Source organism: Mammaliicoccus sp. J-M41, assembly GCF_022385935.1.
GTDB lineage: Bacteria > Bacillota > Bacilli > Staphylococcales > Staphylococcaceae > Mammaliicoccus > Mammaliicoccus sciuri_A.
In genome coordinates this window covers 37,559-56,100 of sequence record NZ_JAJNIR010000012.1, presented here as the reverse complement: position 1 = coordinate 56,100, position 18,542 = coordinate 37,559, and the positions used below count along the sequence as shown (strand labels likewise).

Annotated in this window: 20 protein-coding genes; 9 read left to right on the top strand and 11 right to left on the bottom strand. The window is 34.5% G+C overall.

Going from position 1 to position 18,542, the window contains the following annotated elements; genetic code table 11:
• Positions 1-160: 160 nt before the first annotated feature.
• The 4 genes from LQ686_RS06650 to LQ686_RS06635 all read right to left on the bottom strand — a co-directional run bounded on the left by LQ686_RS06650 (position 161) and on the right by LQ686_RS06635 (position 3,566).
• On the bottom strand, positions 161-499 hold the full coding sequence (locus LQ686_RS06650) for a hypothetical protein (RefSeq protein WP_232157687.1): 339 nt from the start codon (positions 497-499) through the stop codon (positions 161-163).
• Between the two features lie 104 nt (positions 500-603).
• A complete protein-coding gene (gene nagB, locus LQ686_RS06645; protein WP_107572787.1) occupies positions 604-1,344 on the bottom strand; it encodes a glucosamine-6-phosphate deaminase in 741 nt (246 codons plus the stop codon).
• A gap of 2 nt (positions 1,345-1,346) precedes the next feature.
• Positions 1,347-2,015: an N-acetylmannosamine-6-phosphate 2-epimerase gene (locus LQ686_RS06640; RefSeq protein ID WP_025904887.1), complete on the bottom strand. Its 669-nt coding sequence runs from the start codon at positions 2,013-2,015 to the stop codon at positions 1,347-1,349.
• A 15-nt stretch (positions 2,016-2,030) separates the two neighbouring features.
• Positions 2,031-3,566: a PTS transporter subunit EIIC gene (locus LQ686_RS06635; RefSeq protein ID WP_107572786.1), complete on the bottom strand. Its 1,536-nt coding sequence runs from the start codon at positions 3,564-3,566 to the stop codon at positions 2,031-2,033.
• 125 nt (positions 3,567-3,691) lie between these two features.
• Between LQ686_RS06635 and LQ686_RS06630 the strand changes: the two genes are divergently transcribed.
• The 4 genes from LQ686_RS06630 to folE2 all read left to right on the top strand — a co-directional run bounded on the left by LQ686_RS06630 (position 3,692) and on the right by folE2 (position 6,513).
• Positions 3,692-4,498, top strand: a complete 807-nt coding sequence (locus tag LQ686_RS06630; RefSeq protein WP_025904885.1) for a MurR/RpiR family transcriptional regulator — start codon at positions 3,692-3,694, stop codon at positions 4,496-4,498.
• Between the two features lie 77 nt (positions 4,499-4,575).
• Entirely contained in the window at positions 4,576-4,935 is a 360-nt protein-coding gene (locus LQ686_RS06625) for a YojF family protein (protein ID WP_025904884.1), read from the top strand.
• Between the two features lie 12 nt (positions 4,936-4,947).
• Positions 4,948-5,616 (top strand): bacillithiol biosynthesis deacetylase BshB2, encoded by a 669-nt coding sequence (gene bshB2 / locus LQ686_RS06620; RefSeq protein WP_025904883.1) that lies wholly within the window; start codon positions 4,948-4,950, stop codon positions 5,614-5,616.
• 18 nt (positions 5,617-5,634) lie between these two features.
• The gene (gene folE2 / locus LQ686_RS06615) at positions 5,635-6,513 is read left to right on the top strand and encodes a GTP cyclohydrolase FolE2 (protein WP_025904882.1); all 879 of its coding nucleotides are present in this window, start codon (positions 5,635-5,637) and stop codon (positions 6,511-6,513) included.
• A 159-nt stretch (positions 6,514-6,672) separates the two neighbouring features.
• On the opposite strand, the gene LQ686_RS06610 is transcribed toward folE2, so the two are convergent.
• From LQ686_RS06610 to tadA, 3 genes are all read right to left on the bottom strand, one after another.
• Complete coding sequence (locus LQ686_RS06610; protein WP_025904881.1) at positions 6,673-7,251, bottom strand: NADPH-dependent FMN reductase; 579 nt, start codon at positions 7,249-7,251, stop codon at positions 6,673-6,675.
• A 104-nt stretch (positions 7,252-7,355) separates the two neighbouring features.
• Positions 7,356-8,225, bottom strand: coding sequence for a Cof-type HAD-IIB family hydrolase (locus LQ686_RS06605; RefSeq protein ID WP_025904880.1), 870 nt, complete (start codon positions 8,223-8,225; stop codon positions 7,356-7,358).
• A gap of 59 nt (positions 8,226-8,284) precedes the next feature.
• Positions 8,285-8,752 (bottom strand): tRNA adenosine(34) deaminase TadA, encoded by a 468-nt coding sequence (gene tadA, locus LQ686_RS06600; protein ID WP_037559967.1) that lies wholly within the window; start codon positions 8,750-8,752, stop codon positions 8,285-8,287.
• Between the two features lie 83 nt (positions 8,753-8,835).
• Between tadA and LQ686_RS06595 the strand changes: the two genes are divergently transcribed.
• A complete protein-coding gene (locus LQ686_RS06595; protein WP_037589930.1) occupies positions 8,836-9,450 on the top strand; it encodes a deoxynucleoside kinase in 615 nt (204 codons plus the stop codon).
• Positions 9,440-10,108 (top strand): deoxynucleoside kinase, encoded by a 669-nt coding sequence (locus tag LQ686_RS06590; RefSeq protein ID WP_025904877.1) that lies wholly within the window; start codon positions 9,440-9,442, stop codon positions 10,106-10,108. The genes LQ686_RS06595 and LQ686_RS06590 overlap by 11 nt, the downstream gene beginning before the upstream one ends.
• 49 nt (positions 10,109-10,157) lie before the next feature.
• Here the strand turns inward: LQ686_RS06590 and LQ686_RS06585 are convergent, their stop codons facing one another.
• The 4 genes from LQ686_RS06585 to LQ686_RS06570 form a co-directional block, all read right to left on the bottom strand.
• A complete protein-coding gene (locus tag LQ686_RS06585; RefSeq protein WP_107565234.1) occupies positions 10,158-10,868 on the bottom strand; it encodes an HAD family hydrolase in 711 nt (236 codons plus the stop codon).
• A 70-nt stretch (positions 10,869-10,938) separates the two neighbouring features.
• Positions 10,939-12,033 (bottom strand): branched-chain amino acid aminotransferase, encoded by a 1,095-nt coding sequence (locus LQ686_RS06580; RefSeq protein WP_239733213.1) that lies wholly within the window; start codon positions 12,031-12,033, stop codon positions 10,939-10,941.
• 106 nt (positions 12,034-12,139) lie between these two features.
• Positions 12,140-13,102 (bottom strand): L-threonine 3-dehydrogenase, encoded by a 963-nt coding sequence (locus LQ686_RS06575; RefSeq protein ID WP_107565233.1) that lies wholly within the window; start codon positions 13,100-13,102, stop codon positions 12,140-12,142.
• Between the two features lie 540 nt (positions 13,103-13,642).
• Positions 13,643-14,830, bottom strand: a complete 1,188-nt coding sequence (locus LQ686_RS06570) for a glycine C-acetyltransferase (protein WP_025904873.1) — start codon at positions 14,828-14,830, stop codon at positions 13,643-13,645.
• 153 nt (positions 14,831-14,983) lie between these two features.
• On the opposite strand from LQ686_RS06570, the gene LQ686_RS06565 reads away from it, so the two are divergent.
• From LQ686_RS06565 to LQ686_RS06555, 3 genes are read left to right on the top strand one after another with little or no spacing between them, the layout of a single operon-like run.
• On the top strand, positions 14,984-16,153 hold the full coding sequence (locus tag LQ686_RS06565; protein WP_107565232.1) for a M20 family metallopeptidase: 1,170 nt from the start codon (positions 14,984-14,986) through the stop codon (positions 16,151-16,153).
• A gap of 2 nt (positions 16,154-16,155) precedes the next feature.
• Positions 16,156-17,355, top strand: a complete 1,200-nt coding sequence (locus LQ686_RS06560) for an amidohydrolase (protein WP_025904871.1) — start codon at positions 16,156-16,158, stop codon at positions 17,353-17,355.
• Positions 17,339-18,514: a M20 metallopeptidase family protein gene (locus LQ686_RS06555; protein ID WP_107565231.1), complete on the top strand. Its 1,176-nt coding sequence runs from the start codon at positions 17,339-17,341 to the stop codon at positions 18,512-18,514. Before LQ686_RS06560 ends, LQ686_RS06555 begins: the two co-directional genes overlap by 17 nt.
• Positions 18,515-18,542: the final 28 nt, after the last annotated feature.

Here is an 18,542-nt window from a genome sequence, read left to right as displayed (position 1 = left end):
ATTTTACTTATCATCACGATTGCGTAGCCAAAACTGCTCATAACAACAAGCTCATCACATGAAATTCTCACAACCAATCCCCAAATATAAGCAAAAGCCGAGACAACGTTTCTTGTCTCGGCTCCATTCATTACGATACGCACATGCGTACAGCTCTTTATTATGATTGCATGATACTAAATTCCGCTGTGACTTTTGCCACTTCTTTGCGGTTCTTAAATAATGTCATTTGATATTGATAAAATGCATTATCTCCCTCTTTAGTTTCATTTAAACATTCTAATTCTGCGATGTAATTTTCTAATGTCATGATACGTTCTGTCTGTTCAAACTCACTTTTAATTTGTTTAAGTTTTGTATCATTTCTCATAAATGGCTTAAAACTATTAAACTCTCGAAGTACGCTTAATAAGTATTGAACTGGCACTTCTTCATAGTACTGATATCCCATTATATTACAATAATCTAAAACCGCTTCATCGTTAAATGAAATGCGCATTGTTTCCAATAATTCCACCCGCCATTTCTTGAGGCTAATCTCAGTTGTAATTGTACTTTAAAGAGTATCATCATTCAAGTGAATTTTTACTATGACTTATTACTCTAAATGTCGTCTTCTTCCCTTAAATACGCATTATTATCTAGTATAACTTCTACATTAGGATGATTATACAAAACAGATGCTGGTAAGTCTGTTGTTATGTCACCTGTTAATAATCGTTTAATCGCTTCTGCTTTCTTCGGTCCATAAGCTAATAGAATTATACGTTTAGCTTTCATAATAGATTGAATACCCATAGAAATAGCTTGTTCTGGTACTTCTTCAATTGTTTCAAAATATCTACTATTCGCTTCTATTGTAGACTCTGTTAAATCAACAATACTTGTCACACTATCAAATGAAGTGCCTGGTTCATTGAAACCTATATGTCCATTTTCTCCAATACCAAGAATTTGAACATCTATTGGTCCTTCTTGATCTAATAATGCTTCATAACGTTTCGTTTCTGCATCTAAATCCTCTGCTGAACCGTTTGGTAAATGTATACGCGATTCGTTCCAAGATGGTAAATGATTAAAGAGTACGTCATGCATATATGTGTAGTAACTTTCTGGATGATCATAATCGATGCCAATATACTCATCTAAATTAAATGTCGTGATTTCACTCAAATCAATTTCATTAATTCTAATCAAGTTCACAAGTTGTTCGTATACACGAACCATCGTTCCACCAGTTGCTAATCCAAGCACACTTTTTTTATTTGAAATAATTTGCTTTAATAACTCATTCGCAACATAATGGCATGCTTCCTCTTTAGATCCTAAATTCATGATTTGCATAATTATCCCTCTATTTCTTTTATAAATCTTTTCGCTATTTCTAAAGGTCTCGTAATAGCGCCGCCAACGACTGTACAATGTACACCTAAATCTGTTACGCGTTTAAACATTTCAGGTGTAATAACATTTCCTTCTGCGATTACTTTTGCGTTAACATTATCTAATACATCTTTTAAAAATTGAAAATCATTTTCGTATAATACATGACCTTTTGTATATTCTGTATAACCTCTTAAAGTTGTACCAACATAGTCGAATCCTAATTTATCAGCCTGAATAGCTTCTTCTAAATCAGAGACATCTGCCATAATTTCAACATTTGGTGCATGCTCTCTAATATATGAAACAAGTTCTTCAAGTGACTCTTTAGGTCTTTCTTGTTTAGTTGCATCTAAAGCAATAACTTCACAACCACTTTCAATTAATTCATCGACTTCTTTTGAAGTTGCTGTGATAAATACTTTTGAACCTTCATAATCACGTTTTACTATTCCGATTACCGGTAAATCAACTTCTTCTTTAATAGCGATAATATCTTCTTTCGTATTCGCTCTAATACCTTTAGCACCTGCTTGAGATGCAGCTAACGCCATCTTACTCATAATAAAAGATGAATGTAATGGTTCATCCGGTAAAGCCTGACATGACACGATTAATCCTTGTGGTAACATTTATAAAAACACTCCTTATTGATTTTCTAACGCTTCTTCTACTTCATTTTTTATAGTCGTAACATGTGGACCATAAATAATTTGAATACCCGTTCCTTTTTTGACGATACCTCTTGATTCTGTCGTCTTAATGAGATCTTCGTTGAACAAATGCTCATCATTAATCGTTACACGTAATCTTGTTGCGCAACAATCGACTGTATCTATGTTTTCTTTTCCACCTAAACCTTTAATGATTGTTTCGGCACGTTCACTTGCTTCAACAGTTTGAACCGCTTCACTATCTTCACGTCCTGGTGTCTTAAAGTTAAATTTCGTAATTAAAAATCTAAAAGTCACATAGTATAAGAAGAACCAAACTATACCGATCGGAATGACTAATAAATAGTTCGTCTTACTATTCCCTTGTAACACACCGAAGAGGATATAATCAATGAATCCGCCACTAAAGGTTTGACCGACAGTGATGTTAAATATGTCAGCCATCATAAATGCTAAACCATCAAATATTGCATGGATAACATATAATACTGGAGCAATGAATAAGAAACTAAATTCAAGTGGTTCTGTAATACCTGTTAAGAATGATGTTAATGCTGCAGAAAGCATTAAGCCACCTACTACTTTTTTCTTCTCTGGTTTAGCTGTGTGGTAAATTGCTAAAGCTGCACCAAGCAATCCGAACATCATTGTTATAAAGCGACCAGACATGTATCTTGAAATACCTGAATAATAATGTGTTAAATCTGCATCTCCTAATTGTGCGAAGAAGATATTTTGAGTCCCTTGTATGATTTTCCCGTTGATTTCCATCGTACCACCAAGTGCAGTTTGCCAGAATGGTAAGTAGAATATATGATGTAAGCCAAATGGCCCAAGCATACGTAATATAAATCCATAAATAAACGTCCCGATGACACCTGTTTTATTAACAAGACCACCCGCATTAAATATCCAACCTTGAATCGTTGGCCAAACAAAGAACAAAATAACACCTAGTACGATTGACGCAATTGACGTTACAATCGGTACAAATCTCGATCCACCAAAGAACCCTAAGAACGGTGGCAATGTGATTTTGTTATATTTATTGTGTAGCATGGCAGTCATAATACCGACGATAATCCCACCGAACACACCTGTTTCGACAGTTTGAATACCTAGTACCATACCTTGTCCTGCTTTAGCTAATGCTTCTGGTGCTGCAACATTATCCGTAATCGTTAATAATGCGTTCATCGTCGCATTCATAATTAAGAATCCTAACATTGCTGCTAAACCTGCTGTACCTTTATCACTTCTTGCTAAGCCTATCGCAACCCCGATTGCGAATAATACTGGTAAATTCGCAAAAACGATATTCCCCGCTGATGACATCAAAATAAATATATACTGTAATAAATCTACGTCTAAAATCGGATATGCTTTAATTGTGTTTGGATTACTTAAAGCACCACCTATACCTAATAACAACCCTGCTGCAGGTAAAATTGCTATGGGTAACATAAATGATTTCCCGAATTGCTGTGCTTTATCAAAAATTTTACTCATTCGAACACCTACCTCCCTATTTATCCTAAATATAACACCACGAAAATTACAGTCAACTTTATTAATTGTTTTGAAAAATATTTTCAATTATAATGTTATTTATTCTATAAATTGAGGTGTCCTTCATGAATTTTGAAAATCGTATTCAACAATTTTCATACCTTTTCACAAAGTCCGATGAAAAGATTGCTAGATTTATACTCGATCATCCAGTTGGCGATCATTTTTCAACAATTACTTCTTTAGCTTATGCAATTGGTGTATCAACTTCTAGCATTACAAGATTTAGTCATAAATTGAACTATCAACATTTTCAAGATATGAAGTTCAATATTCAACAAACTTATGAGAAGACAGATATTCAAAACGTTCCACTCATTAAAAGAATCCACGAATATCATCAAACGCTTATACAACAAACAGGAGAATTTATATCTAATGATAAAATTAATCAACTGATTGATATATTGACCAATAGCCGACAAACGCTTTTTGCAGGTTTAGGAAGTTCTGGTTTAACGGCAACTGAATTCTATTATCGAACGATGAGAATGGGCATAGCTGGAAGTTCTGTAACTGATGCGCATCAAATGAAAATTGGCGCTTCGCTATTAAATAGAAATGATGCGTTAATTGCTTTTTCTAATAGTGGCAAGACAGAAGAACTGATTAATGCTGCGAAAATTGCGAAATCTCAAGGGGCAACTGTTATTGCGATTACAAACTATGCTGGCAGTGAGCTGACTGCTTATTCTGACATTGTCATCATGACGATTGATCAAACGAGAGTGAACGATAGACAATTCATTAATACACAAATTTCAGCACATTTCTTGATTGATGTGGTCAGTTATATGTTGTTAGAGCGCCAAGATAATATGAATCTTTATCAGCATACGAGAGATGTCATACTTCAAGACAATAAATCATAACTTGTGAGCAGAATGTATATAAATTTACTCAAGAATTTAGTAGAATAGTAAAGTATATACTATGAGGAGTGAAAGGCATGGAATTAATTCAAGTAGATCAAGTACAATCACTAATATCGGAATATGAAAATAAGCCAGTTTATCTCCATGTAGAAACAACAAATGGTGCTTATGCAAACCATTTTGATAGCAAAGTATTTAATGCTGGTACATTTTTAAGAAATATTCAAGTTACTTTTACACACGCACATTTAACGGGCGGTAATAAAGAACCTTATCGTGTTGGTTTAAAATTAGACAACAATGGTTGGGTTTATGTTCAAGGATTAACACATTATGAAGTAACTGAAAATAACGAACTATTAATAGCGGGACTAAATTATGAAGGACAACTTGCTGCAACTTTAGAAATTAGTAGCAATCCTTTCAAGGATTAAGAGGTGAATACAATGAATGACGAAAGACAAGTATTAGTTATTTTTCCACATCCAGACGACGAAGCATTTGGAACATCTGGTACATTAAGTAAGTTCGTGGACAATGGTACACCAGTAACTTACGCATGTTTAACGTTAGGACAGATGGGCCGTAACCTAGGTAACCCACCTTTTGCTACACGTGAATCTTTACCATTTATAAGAGAACGTGAATTAGATGCAGCAGCTGAAGCGATCGGTATCACAGATTTAAGAAAAATGGGCTATAGAGATAAAACAATCGAATTTGAACCTAAAGATGAATTAGATAATATGGTAAAATCATTAATAGATGAACTTAACCCATCATTGATTATTTCATTCTATCCTGGTTATTCCGTTCACCCTGACCATGAAGCAACTGCAGAATCAGTTGTAAGAACAGTCAGTCGTATGGAAGCATCAGCAAGACCTAAATTACACCTTGTGGCATTTAGTAATGACACATACAGCGATTTAGGAGAACCGGATATTAATATAGATATTACTGGATATGAAGAACGCAAGATGAAGGTCCTTCAAGCTCATGCGTCTCAAACAGGTCCAATGTTACAAAACCTTGCTTCAAATACTCAAGAAGGTGAAGCAGCTAAAGATATGTGGATGAAGACAGAACATTTCTGGACATATCATATTGAATAGATAGTGGAGGCAATGTGAATGACACAATTAGATTTATCAACACGTGAAGCGCGCTGGAAATATTTCGGTTCAGTTGACCCTATTAAAGGTACGAAACCAACTGAAAAAGAAAAGATGCCTGATTTACAAAGCTCTAAGAAAGATTTCCTGTTCGAAATTGAACATGTTGGTATCAAGAACTTAATTTACCCTGTAAGAATTGATGATTTTCAAACAGTTGGAAACTTCGAATTTTCAACTAGTTTAAATCAAGACGAAAAAGGTATTAATATGAGCCGTATTATCGAAAGTGTTGAAAAACATTATGATAACGGTGTAAAACTAGATTTCGATCATCTAACAACATTATTAAATACACTACAAACTGCAATGATTCAAAATACTGCATCAGTAAATGTAACAGCAAAATGGTTCTTTAACCGCTTTAGCCCAGTTACAAACCAAAAGGCAGTCGGTCATGCAGATATTAGATATATCTTATCCGTTTCAGAAGATAAAATAATAAAGAAATCTTTAGGTATAGAAGTACCTGTAACAACGTTATGCCCATGTTCTAAAGAAATTAGTGAATACTCTGCTCATAATCAGCGTGGTATCATCACAGTCCTAATTGATTTAGATCCAGAAGTAAGCCTACCAGATAACTACAAAGATATTGTATTAGACGGTATGGAGGCTAACGCAAGTTCAATGCTATATCCAATCTTGAAACGAACTGACGAAAAAGCTGTAACAGAAAGAGCATATGAGAATCCAAGATTTGTAGAAGATTTAATTAGATTAGTAGCAGCTGATTTAGTAGAATTAGAATGGATTCAAGGATTCGAAATCGAATGCCGAAACGAAGAATCTATACATCAACACGACGCATTCGCAAGATTAAAATATACTAAGTAATTTAAATAGAGAACGGACCGACGTATAAAGTCGGTCCTTTTTTTGGGGTTGTGGACCGTTAATTTTTCGTATCGGTCCATATTTCCCACTCCCATCCCGACATTTCCACCATTCTCTATAAAGAAAAGAGCAACAGCCTAAGCTGTTGCTCTCCTCTTATTATGAATTTACTTCTTCTGTTTCAATCCATGGGTTATTTTGTATTAATTTTGTGATTTGTTCTGTAAATAATTTAACGCGTAATTTAATATCATCTACATCTACATAATATGTGCCGTCTTCTGTTTTACCATAATCTGCATCTTGTGTTGAGATTTGAACTGGTACTGCAATACCTAATAAGTTTCTCATAATAATACGTAAATGTGATAATGGTTCTGTACTGCGCATACCACCACTGTTACATATTAAGCCAACAGGTTTCATTTTAAATTGATCCATCGTTAAATGATCTAATGCATTTTTCAGTATACCTGAATATGAACCGTGATAATTTGGTGTACCGATAATTATTGCATCGGCTTCTTCAGCTTTCTCACGTAATTCATTTACATTATCTTTAACGCGTTCGTCATTTAAATGCTTGCCTGATACATCTAAAAACGGTATTGGTTTATCATATAAATCAACCAATGTTACTTCTGCACCTTGTTCTTCTAAATTACCTCGAACAAATTGTGCTAATGCATGTGTATGTGAATATTGTTTTGCGCTACCTACAATAAGTAATACTTTCAATGTTGTCACCTCAAAATTTTAATGATTATCATTACGGACCATTATAACATACAAAAAAACTATGAATTTAAATTTATAGAAAAATCATTCTTTTGGACGATGTTTTAGCGGTCATAATCTTTGAGTGCATGTATAATCGCTTTACCTACACCACTGTGTTCATTAGTGTCTGTAACATAATCTGCTATCTCTTTAACTTCGGGTGCACCATTTTCCATGGCAACTGCATAGCCTGCTTTTTCTAACATAGAAACGTCATTTAAATTATCACCAATTGCCATTACATCTGACATTGGGATGTTTAATTGATTTGCGATTTCTTCTAAAGCAATACCTTTTTGAGCATCTGAATGCGTAATTTCGATATTCCCTCTTGATGATGAAGATACAGCTAAGCTTTTTGATTCTGAAATTTCAGCTTTGGCTCTATCAATTTTAGATAAGTCACTCGCGAATGCTAATATTTTCAAAATGATTTCGCCTGGTCTATTTTTGATTTCATCGTAGCTATCAACCGTTTTTAAAGTACCGTTGTCAATTCTACTTTGAATGTTGGCACGAATTTTTTTAACATCTGCTTTTTGACCAGCTTTTTCAGCGATATCAACGTAGATTTCTAAATCTTTTTCTGGGTCTTCTGTATATATACCAAAGTTTGTATATACTTGATAATAAATATCTTCTTTATTTAAGACGCCTGTGATTTTGTTGATTAATGGACGTGTTAATTTAGATGTATGAACGATGTTGAATTCTTCATCCCTTACTTCTGCACCATTCAAACAAATATATGGTAATGTTAAATCTGTTTTTTCAATTGGACTGTTTGCTTCATAAAATGCTCTACCCGTAGCTATAACGACAGTTATCCCTTTAGATTGTGCATACTTTATTGCTTCATAATTTTCATTAGAAACTTCATGTGCAGCGTTTAATAAAGTACCATCCATATCTGTTGCGATTAACTTAATCATGAAAGTAACCTCTTTTCTTTATATTCAACATAAATTTTAACAAATAACAGTAATAATCTCTATGAATCTGTATTATTCTGCTTAATTTGTTTTTTTAAAATCCTTTTTTCCTTAAAAAATGTTCGTAACATGTCACCACATTCTTGTTCGAGTATCCCTCTTTCAACTGTAGAACGATGATTGAAGCGTGTATCTTCAATTAAATTCATTAAGCTACCACTACAACCGCCTTTTAAATCTGTCGCGCCGTAAACGACATGAGGAATTCTACTCATAACAATAGCGCCTGAACACATCACACAAGGCTCTAACGTGGCATATAATGTTGTCTCTTCAAGACGCCATGAATTAAGATGCTTGGCCGCTTCTTGTATCGCAATCATCTCAGCATGCGCTACAGGACTTTGATCATGTTCTCTTAAATTATGCCCTCTGCCAATTACTTCATTTTTATAAACAATTATTGCGCCAATCGGTACTTCATCCATAGCCCAAGCTTTTTTTGCTTCTTCAATTGCAAGTTTCATATATTTTTCATGCACGTCACATTTCACTCCGTTTAATTTGTGATAGAATAGGTATGTCTATTTTAACATCTGGAGAGATATATATGAAAAAAACCTTTATCGCAATTGAAGGACCTATCGGCGTCGGGAAAAGCTCTTTAACGAAAAAGCTTGCTGAAGCGCTCCATTACACTGAAGAATTTGAAATTGTTGATGAGAATCCATACTTAAGTGATTTTTATGACGATATTTCTAAGTGGAGCTTTCAAACCGAAATGTTCTTCTTGTGTCATCGTTACAAACAGTTAACCGATTTAGAAAATATTAACGGTATTGTGAGCGACTATCATATCTTTAAAAATAAGATTTTCGCTAAAAACACATTAAATGAAACTGAATTTGATAAATTTAGTAGAATTTATGATATCTTAACTGAAGATATTCGCATGCCTGACCAAATTATCTTTCTCGATGCATCCCTCGAAGTACTTCAACAACGAATTGCCCATCGAAATAGATCATACGAAACTCAAATTGAAAATGATTATTTAGCTCAACTTAAACGTGACTATAATCAATTTTATGAAGAAGTAAAAAATGAAATTGATGCCATTCAAATCGATACTTCTCATTTAGATTTCGTGAATAACACCGCAGATTATCAACAAGTCTTAAACTTATTACAACCTTTGATTGGAGAGATTATACATGACAAATAAAGTCATACCAAATGATGCTATCATCACAATTGCTGGTACTGTTGGTGTTGGAAAATCATCTTTAACACAAGCACTTAGCGAACGACTAAACTTCAAGACTTCTTTTGAAAAAGTCGATAACAACCCTTATTTAGAAAAATTTTATCACGACTTCGAACGTTGGAGTTTCCATCTACAAATTTACTTTTTAGCAGAACGCTTTAAAGAACAAAAGAGAATGTTCGAATATGGTGGCGGATTTATCCAAGACCGTTCAATATATGAAGACGTTGATATATTTGCTAAAATGCACGAAGAACAAGGCACAATGACGGAAGAAGATTATGCGACGTATAGAGAATTATTTGAAGCAATGGTTATGACACCTTACTTCCCTAAACCTGATGCATTAATCTATTTAGAATGTGACTATAATGATGTTATCCAACGTATCCAAAGACGTGGACGTCAAATGGAAATTGAAACAGATGAAGCATACTGGAAAAAATTATTCTCACGTTACGATAATTGGATTAATAACTTTACAGAATGTCCAGTTGTACGTGTAAATATTAACGACTATGACTTATACGAAGATCCAGATTCCATTAACCATATTATAGATAAAATTGCGCATGTCATTGAAACACACCGTTCAATCGATACACGCGTGAAATAATAAAAAGGCCATAAACATGCTGTTATTAGCATATTTATGGCCTTTTATTTTATTTACTCCATTCCGCTTCTTGTGCGTAAAATTCATTAATATCTTGATAAATAAAGTCTGCTTCTGATAAATCTTCTTTATTACCCGTACCGCTCAGAACGCCAATAACTTTCTTGAAGTGTGCATTCTTACCCATTTGTATATCTGTTGGTGTATCGCCTATAATCACAATTTCATCTGGTGATGCTTTCCATTTTTCATAAAATGCTTCTACCATTTTTGGATTTGGCTTTTGATAACCGTTAATAGATGCTGTTATTTTTTCATCTATTAAATGACCTACACCTGCATCTTGAATAAATCGATTTGTCCCGTCGATATCATCACTTGTTATAATTGCGATTTGGTATGACTTCTCTTTAAATGCTGTTAATGTTTCTACCATTCCTTCTATAACGATCGTTTCTGGTTCGTACTCTGCGATTAAATCTTTGCTTAATTGTACTGTCCAGTCTTCAATTTCTTTTGGATCAGCATTCTCTGCAAATTGTGTAAACACACGTACGATATCAGCTAACGTTCCAGATGCTAATATACCACTTGATAGAAATTGTCCATCTACATATCCTAACGCTTCTTGTAATGATTGTTTTTGCTCTATATGATATTTCTCTACAAAGCGATCAATCATCACAAGTGATATTTCAGACCATGTTTCATCAAACTTAAGCAATGTCCCATCTTTATCAAATAATAACCATTTAATCATCACTTTACTCCTTTAAAAAAGAGCCTGCTACAGATACTGTCTCAGACTCTCTTCTTATTATTGAATTTATTTACACAATTTCAATGTGGCTTTCTTGTCCTACAACAACTCTCCAACCATGTTTATCTTCTTTCTTACCTGTTTGGATTGCTGTATATTCATCAAATAACGTTTGAGTAACCGGACCGATTTCATTATTATTAATTGTAATTTCAGCTTCTTCGTATTTTAGGAATCCTACTGGAGAAATAACTGCTGCAGTTCCTGTTCCAAAAATTTCTGTTAAACAACCGTCATGATGAGCATTTATAATATCATCAATAGATAATCGTTTCTCTTCAGTTTCATAACCTAACTCTTGAGCAAGTTCGAGAACTGTTTTACGTGTAATACCTGGTAAAATACTACCATTCAACTCAGGTGTTACAACTTTACCATCGATGACGAAGAATATATTCATACTTCCGACTTCTTCGATGTATTTTTGTTCAACGCCGTCTAACCATAATACTTGATCAAATCCAAGTTCATTAGCACGTGTTTGCGCGATTAAACTTGCTGCGTAGTTACCACCACATTTAGCAAATCCAACGCCACCTCTTACAGCACGTACATATTCATCTTCAACATATATACTTGTTGGTTTCATTTGATCATCACCGTAATAAGCGCCTACTGGAGAAAGTATTACTAAAAATTCATAGTCCGTAGAAGAACGCACACCTAAGTATGGTTCAGTTGCATATACAAATGGTCTAACATATAAAGATTGACCTTCTCCACTTGGAATCCAATCGCGCTCTAAATCAATAAGTTGAATTAAACCGTTCAACACTTTTTCTTCATCGATTTGAGGCATTTCAAGTCTTTTTAAAGATAAATTAATTCGCTTGAAATTTTGGTCAGGTCTGAATAACGTAACTTCATCACCATCTTTATATGCTTTCATTCCTTCGAACACTGTTTGTCCATAATGAAGACCTTGTGCACTTGGTGACAACGTAATCGGCCCATATGGAATTATTTTTGGCTCTGACCAGCCTTCACCCTGTTTATATGACATAGATAGCATATAATCAGTAAAGATTTCGCCAAAGACCAAATTTGAAAAATCCGGTTTCTCTTTAAGCTGTTCACGCTTTTCTACGTAAAATGTTTCTGTCATAATGATTCCTCCTAGGCTAATTAATAATTAATGTTATCAAGTATATCAGTCATAGAGGTGTTATTCAATGAATTTTTGGAAAATTTAAAAAATATACACAATAAAATTACTGCTTAGCTAAATTATCTTTTTCTTCAATAGCTTTAAGCATTAATGAAGTCATTTTTTCTAAATCATAAGTTGGTGAGAAATCCCACTCTTCTTTCGCACAAGTTGAATCAATAGAATTTGGCCAGCTATCAGCAATTGCTTGTCTTTCTGGATCCACATCATAACCTAATTCGAAATCAGGCATATGTTTTTGGATAGCAGCTTTAATTGTCTCAGGATCAACACTCATTGCGCTCACATTATATGCATTACGGTTAATTAATCGTGAACTATCCGCTTCCATCAATTTAATGATTGCATCAATAGCATCATCCATGAACATCATATCCATAAATGTACCTTTATCTATATAGCTGTCGTATCTTCCTTCTCTGATAGCTTTGAAATAAATTTCCACTGCATAGTCAGTTGTACCGCCACCTGGTTCTTTAACATAAGAGATTAACCCAGGAAATCTCATACTTCTCGTATCTACGCCAAATTTCGTGTAGTAATAGTCACATAATAATTCCCCAGCTACTTTGTTTACACCATACATTGAAGTTGGTCTTTGAATTGTAACTTGTGGTGTCATATCTTTAGGTGTATTTGGTCCAAACGCACCGATTGAACTTGGTGTGAAGAATTGCATATCGAATTCACGTGCTATTTCAAGTGCATTCACTAATCCACCCATATTTAAATTCCAAGCGAATAGTGGATTCTTTTCAGCAGTTGCTGAAAGTAATGCTGCCATATGCATTAAAGTATCTGCATTGAAGTTTTCAACTAATTCATGAAATCTTTCTTGATCTGTAACATCTAAAATTTCAAATGGTCCATTGTTAATTTCGCTGTCACTTTCTGGTTCTCTAATATCAGTCGCTAATACATTTTCATTACCATATTTATTTCTTAGCTTTATAACTAATTCTGTCCCTATTTGTCCTAACGCCCCAGTGATTATTATCTTTTTCATTTTAAATCCTCCTGTATTGTTGAAATGTTCATTTGTGCGCTCAAGAAATACAAAAGCGCTTTCTTCAATGATATTTTACTATATTTTTACCGTTTTGTATACTTCAGAAGTACATAAGAATGATAAATTAAGTTACCTAATACAAAAAAACAATCGTATTGTAATACATAAGTTGAGAATAAAATGTTAGTTACGGTACGTTTCGTTACAAAAGTATGGAGTTTTGTTACTAACGCCCTCCTTAGTTACAAAAGTTCAGAGTTTTGTTACTAACAGCACCCTTAATTACAAAAGTTCAGAGTTTTGTTACTAACAGCTCCCTTAATTACAAAAGTTCAGAGTTTTGTTACTAACGCCCTCCTTAATTACAAAAGTTCAGAGTTTTGTTACTAACAGCACCCTTAGTTACAAAAGTACGGAGTTTTGTTACTAACAGCCCCCTTAATTACAAAAGTACTAAGTTTTGTTACTAACTCAAACTATCAAATTAAAAGCGCATGGGACGTATACATTTGTCCCATGCGCTTGATGAAATATTAATTATAGTAATCCTAATTCTTTACCGATTTTTTCATAAATATCAATTGCTTGATCTAGTTGTTCTTTAGTGTGAGCAGCTGTTGGCATATTTCTTACACGGCCAGTACCTCTTGGAACTGTTGGGAATACGATTGCTTTCGCATATACACCTTCGTCCATTAATCTCTTACTAAATGTTTGAGCTTTTTTCTCTTCACCGATAATTACAGGTGTAATTGGTGTTTCTGAATGACCAATATCGAAGCCTTTTGCTTTTAAGCCTTCTTTTAAGTAATTAGCGTTATCCCATAATTTATCATGTAATTCTGTAGAAGCCATTAATTTTTTCACTGATTCTGTAATAGCTTTAGTGTCTCCAGGTGCTAATGAAGTTGAGAATAAGAATGGTCTTGAAGCAACTTTTAACCAGTCGATTAAATCTTTAGTACCAGCTACATAACCACCTACAACTCCAATTGCTTTTGATAGTGTTCCGATTTGGAAATCAATTTTGTCTTGAAGTCCGAAATGTTTAACTGTACCTGCGCCTTTACCCATTACACCAGAACCATGCGCGTCATCAACATATGTGATTAAGCCAAATTCTTCAGCAATTTCTACAATTTCAGGTAATTTTGCTACGTCTCCATCCATTGAGAATACGCCATCTGTAATGTACATAACTTTATTATATTGACCTGATTCAACCGCTTCTTTAGCTTTCGCTCTTAAATCATCCATATCTGAGTGATTAACACGAATAATTTTCGCTTTAGATAAACGACATCCATCAATAATTGAAGCATGGTTTAATTCATCAGATAAGATTGCATCATTTTTATTCATAACAGCTGAAATAGCAGCCATGTTACAGTTAAAGCCTGATTGGTATGCAATTGCACTTTCAGTACCTTTGAACTGAGCTAAAGTTTCTTCAAGTTCTCTATGCAAGTCTAATGTACCATTAATTGTACGTACTGCCCCCGCACCTACACCGTGAGAATCTATCGCATCTTTAGCAGCTTTCTTTAAATCTTCATCTGTTGCTAATCCAAGATAGTTATTTGAAGATAAGTTAATGTAATTTTTACCTCCAATTGTAATCTCAGCACCATTTGCACCTTCAACGACATCAATCTCGTTATATAGACCATTGTCTTTTAATTCATTTAAATTTGTTTGTAAGAATGAATCTAATGTTTGTACCATTTAAACCTTCTCCTTTAGCACTTTTTCTCAATCATAACACATCAAAATCAAAGAATTAAGCGTTATCATCTCAAATTGAATTGTTTAAATTTTCTATAAATTTTGCTACAATTATCATATTATATTTTTAAAGAACTGAAAGAAGGTTTATGAATGGTTAATTGGAAAGAAGAAGTAGATAAAAAATTCGATCGACTTGTAGACATCAGAAGATATATGCATAAAAATCCTGAACTATCCTATCATGAGGAAAAAACTCATGATTTTATTTTATCTGAATTAAAGAAACTAGATAAATTAGAGATTAAAGCGCCAGTCGGGGAACGTGGTATTGTCGCTAAATTAAAAGGGAATGAACCTGGTCAAACGATCGCATTTCGTGCAGACTTTGATGCTTTACCTATTCAAGATGAAAAAGACGTACCTTATAAATCGACTGTTGATGGTGTAATGCATGCTTGTGGTCATGATGGTCATACCGCTACACTCTTAACATTCTGTGAAATACTGCATGAACATCAACATTTGCTTAAAGGGAATGTTGTTTTTATTTTTCAATATGCAGAAGAGTTAAGTCCTGGCGGTGCTAATCCAATGGTTGATGATGGTGCATTAGAAGGTGTCGATAAAGTTTATGGAAACCATTTTTGGAGTGGTCATGAAACATCTTCAATTAAGACACGTCCTAATGAAATGATGGCATCACCTGACTACTTTGAAGTGACCATTCAAGGTAAAGGTGGTCACGGTGCTAAACCTCATACATCAATCGATCCGATTGTAATCGTAGCTGAATACATTTCTAGCATCCAAAAAATCATTTCTCGAAACATAGACCCAATTGATCGAGGTGTGATTACAGTTGGGAAAGTAGATGCGGGTACTGCATTTAATGTTATTAGTGATACGGCTACTTTAGCGGGTACTGTTAGAACGTTTAAACCAGAAGTTAAAGACACAATAGAGGCTGAGCTTGAACGTGTCTTAAAAGGAATTTGTTTAGCCAATAACGCGACTTATGACTTTGAATACCGTAGAGGCTATCCTACAGTCGTCAATCACGAAGAACAATATGAAGTGGTTAAAGAAGCTGCTGAGCGCTTAGATTTAACTTATGAAGACATCCCTCCTATGATGATAGGTGAAGATTTCTCATACTACTTACTTAATCGTCCAGGTTGTTTCTTCCTAACAGGTAGTGGTAATGAAGATAAAGGCTCAACTGCCCCACACCATCACCCTATGTTTGATTTAGACGAAGAAGCGATGAAGACGACGACACAAATGTTTATTCAAGTACTTGAGATAGAAGGTGTTCTATAAGAATGAAAAATATTTTATTACAAAAAGTTGAAGACTATTATGATGAAATGATTGAAATCAGAAGATATTTACATATGAATCCAGAATTATCTTTTGAAGAAGTGAAGACACCTGCTTATATTGCACATTACTTAAGAGAATTAGGCATTGACGTTCGTGAAGGCGTCGGAGGACGTGGTGTTGTAGGTACATTAAACAAGGATAAAGAAGGTCCTACATTAGCGATTAGAGCTGATTTTGATGCATTACCTATCCAAGATGAAAAAGAAGTACCTTACAAATCAACTGTTGATGGTGTCATGCACGCTTGTGGTCACGATGCCCATACGGCTGTATTGTTAATGACTGCGAAAATTTTATCTGAACATAAAGATGAAATTAATGGTCGCGTCGTCTTTATTCACCAACATGCTGAAGAAGTCGATCCTGGTGGTGCTATTCAAATGATTGCTGACGGGTGTTTAACAGGCGTTGATGCGATTATCGGGCAACATGTATCTAGTCATTTAGATGTTGGTAAAATTGGCTATAAATACGGTACTACAACAGGTATACCAGATGATTTTTGGATTACTTTGAAAGGTAGAGGTGGACATGCTGCTCATCCAGATCAATTGATTGATCCACTCGCTGCAGGTATACAATTGTGTAACGATTTACAATACATTGTTTCACGTAAAACAAGTGCACTCTCTCCTGCCGTTCTATCTATTACAATGTTTAATGCTGGAGAAACGAATAATGTCATACCAGATACATGCAAAATTGGTGGAACGATTAGAACTTTCGACTCAGATACACAAAATAGTGTCATAGAAGGATTTAAGAAAGTATTAGAAGGCATTGCGACTTCTACCGACGTTACTTATGACTTAAAATATAGTAAAGGGTATCCTCCTGTCATAAACACGGAGCGTGAAACTGATCTTATATTAGAAGCGACTAAAGAAATTGATAGCGTTGAAGAACTCGTAGAATTAGAAGCAAGTCTAGGTGGAGAAGATTTTTCTTATTATCAACAGCGTGTTCCCGGTGCATTTTTCTATACAGGCACGAGAAACGAGCATTTCAAAGCCGATTTCCCTCATCACCATCCAAAGTTTGATATTGATGAGCAAGGCTTAATAAACGCTGTACGCATCTTCTTACTCACAACATTTAAGTTTATGGAAAGGAATGATATTCATGACATTAACGACTGAAGTTAATCAATACATGGATGAATTAATAGAAATTAGAAGACATTTACATCAGCATCCCGAACTTTCTTTTCAAGAAGAAAATACAAAGAAATACATAGCTGATTATCTTGAAAACCTTGGAATTGAAGTTAAAAGAGATGTCGGTGGTAATGGCTTATTAGGTTATATTAAAGGTGGACATGAAGGACCAACGATTGCATTAAGAGCTGATTTTGATGCATTGCCAATTCAAGACGAGAAAGATGTACCTTATAAATCTAAAGTAGACGGTGTGATGCATGCTTGTGGTCATGATGCCCATACAGCAAGTTTACTCATCACTGCAAAAATTCTTAAAAAGCACGAGCAAGATATTCATGGGAATGTCGTGTTAATCCATCAACATGCTGAAGAGTCACTTCCTGGTGGCGCTAAAGCGATGGTAGAAGCTGGTGCACTCGATGGTGTGGATTATGTCTTCGGAACACATACAGCAAGTCATATTGACGCGAATAAAGTTGGATTTTGTTCTGGACCAGCATATGCTGCAGCTGATTCATTTGAAATTGATATACAAGGACTAGGCGGACATGGTGCTATGCCTCAACTAGCTAAAGATCCAATCGTTGCTGCATCTTCATTGATTGTCCAAGCACAAAGTATCGTTTCAAGAACAGTAGATCCATTAGAATCGGCTGTCGTAACGTTCGGTACATTTAAAGGTGGTAATGCATTCAATGTTATCGCGGATAAGGTTCAATTATCAGGCACTATTAGAACGTATTTACCATACGTTAAAGATCAAATTAAAGAACGTTTGAACGGTATATTAAACGGTATCGAATCAAGTTATGGTGTTAAATGTCATTTGAAATATCACGATGGCTATCCACCAGTAGTAAATCATGAGAAAGAAACAGAATGGGCTAAAAAACTTGCTTCCGAAATTGATTCAGTTGAAGAAGCTTTCGATTTCCCTCCTTCTTTAGGTGGCGAAGATGTTGGTTATTTCTTACAACACGTTCCAGGAACATATTTCTTTACTGGTGTAGGTAACGAAGCACTTAAAGCGACTTATCCGCATCACCATCCAAAATTCGATTTAGATGAACAATCACTACAAAATAGCGTCAAATTATTCTTATCTATTATTGAACATAGTGATAAATTAGAAAAATAAGCAATTAAAAAAACCGAGACAACTTAAT

Excerpts from the sequence above, each read along its gene's own strand:
- LQ686_RS06650 (WP_232157687.1), bottom strand. The coding sequence starts at position 499 with ATGCGCATTTCATTTAACGATGAAGCGGTTTTAGATTATTGTAATATA.
- nagB (WP_107572787.1), bottom strand. The coding sequence starts at position 1,344 with ATGCAAATCATGAATTTAGGATCTAAAGAGGAAGCATGCCATTATGTT.
- LQ686_RS06640 (WP_025904887.1), bottom strand. The coding sequence starts at position 2,015 with ATGTTACCACAAGGATTAATCGTGTCATGTCAGGCTTTACCGGATGAA.
- LQ686_RS06635 (WP_107572786.1), bottom strand. The coding sequence starts at position 3,566 with ATGAGTAAAATTTTTGATAAAGCACAGCAATTCGGGAAATCATTTATG.
- LQ686_RS06630 (WP_025904885.1), top strand. The coding sequence starts at position 3,692 with ATGAATTTTGAAAATCGTATTCAACAATTTTCATACCTTTTCACAAAG.
- LQ686_RS06625 (WP_025904884.1), top strand. The coding sequence starts at position 4,576 with ATGGAATTAATTCAAGTAGATCAAGTACAATCACTAATATCGGAATAT.
- bshB2 (WP_025904883.1), top strand. The coding sequence starts at position 4,948 with ATGAATGACGAAAGACAAGTATTAGTTATTTTTCCACATCCAGACGAC.
- folE2 (WP_025904882.1), top strand. The coding sequence starts at position 5,635 with ATGACACAATTAGATTTATCAACACGTGAAGCGCGCTGGAAATATTTC.
- LQ686_RS06605 (WP_025904880.1), bottom strand. The coding sequence starts at position 8,225 with ATGATTAAGTTAATCGCAACAGATATGGATGGTACTTTATTAAACGCT.
- tadA (WP_037559967.1), bottom strand. The coding sequence starts at position 8,752 with ATGAAACTTGCAATTGAAGAAGCAAAAAAAGCTTGGGCTATGGATGAA.
- LQ686_RS06595 (WP_037589930.1), top strand. The coding sequence starts at position 8,836 with ATGAAAAAAACCTTTATCGCAATTGAAGGACCTATCGGCGTCGGGAAA.
- LQ686_RS06590 (WP_025904877.1), top strand. The coding sequence starts at position 9,440 with ATGACAAATAAAGTCATACCAAATGATGCTATCATCACAATTGCTGGT.
- LQ686_RS06585 (WP_107565234.1), bottom strand. The coding sequence starts at position 10,868 with ATGATTAAATGGTTATTATTTGATAAAGATGGGACATTGCTTAAGTTT.
- LQ686_RS06580 (WP_239733213.1), bottom strand. The coding sequence starts at position 12,033 with ATGACAGAAACATTTTACGTAGAAAAGCGTGAACAGCTTAAAGAGAAA.
- LQ686_RS06575 (WP_107565233.1), bottom strand. The coding sequence starts at position 13,102 with ATGAAAAAGATAATAATCACTGGGGCGTTAGGACAAATAGGGACAGAA.
- LQ686_RS06570 (WP_025904873.1), bottom strand. The coding sequence starts at position 14,830 with ATGGTACAAACATTAGATTCATTCTTACAAACAAATTTAAATGAATTA.
- LQ686_RS06565 (WP_107565232.1), top strand. The coding sequence starts at position 14,984 with ATGGTTAATTGGAAAGAAGAAGTAGATAAAAAATTCGATCGACTTGTA.
- LQ686_RS06560 (WP_025904871.1), top strand. The coding sequence starts at position 16,156 with ATGAAAAATATTTTATTACAAAAAGTTGAAGACTATTATGATGAAATG.
- LQ686_RS06555 (WP_107565231.1), top strand. The coding sequence starts at position 17,339 with ATGACATTAACGACTGAAGTTAATCAATACATGGATGAATTAATAGAA.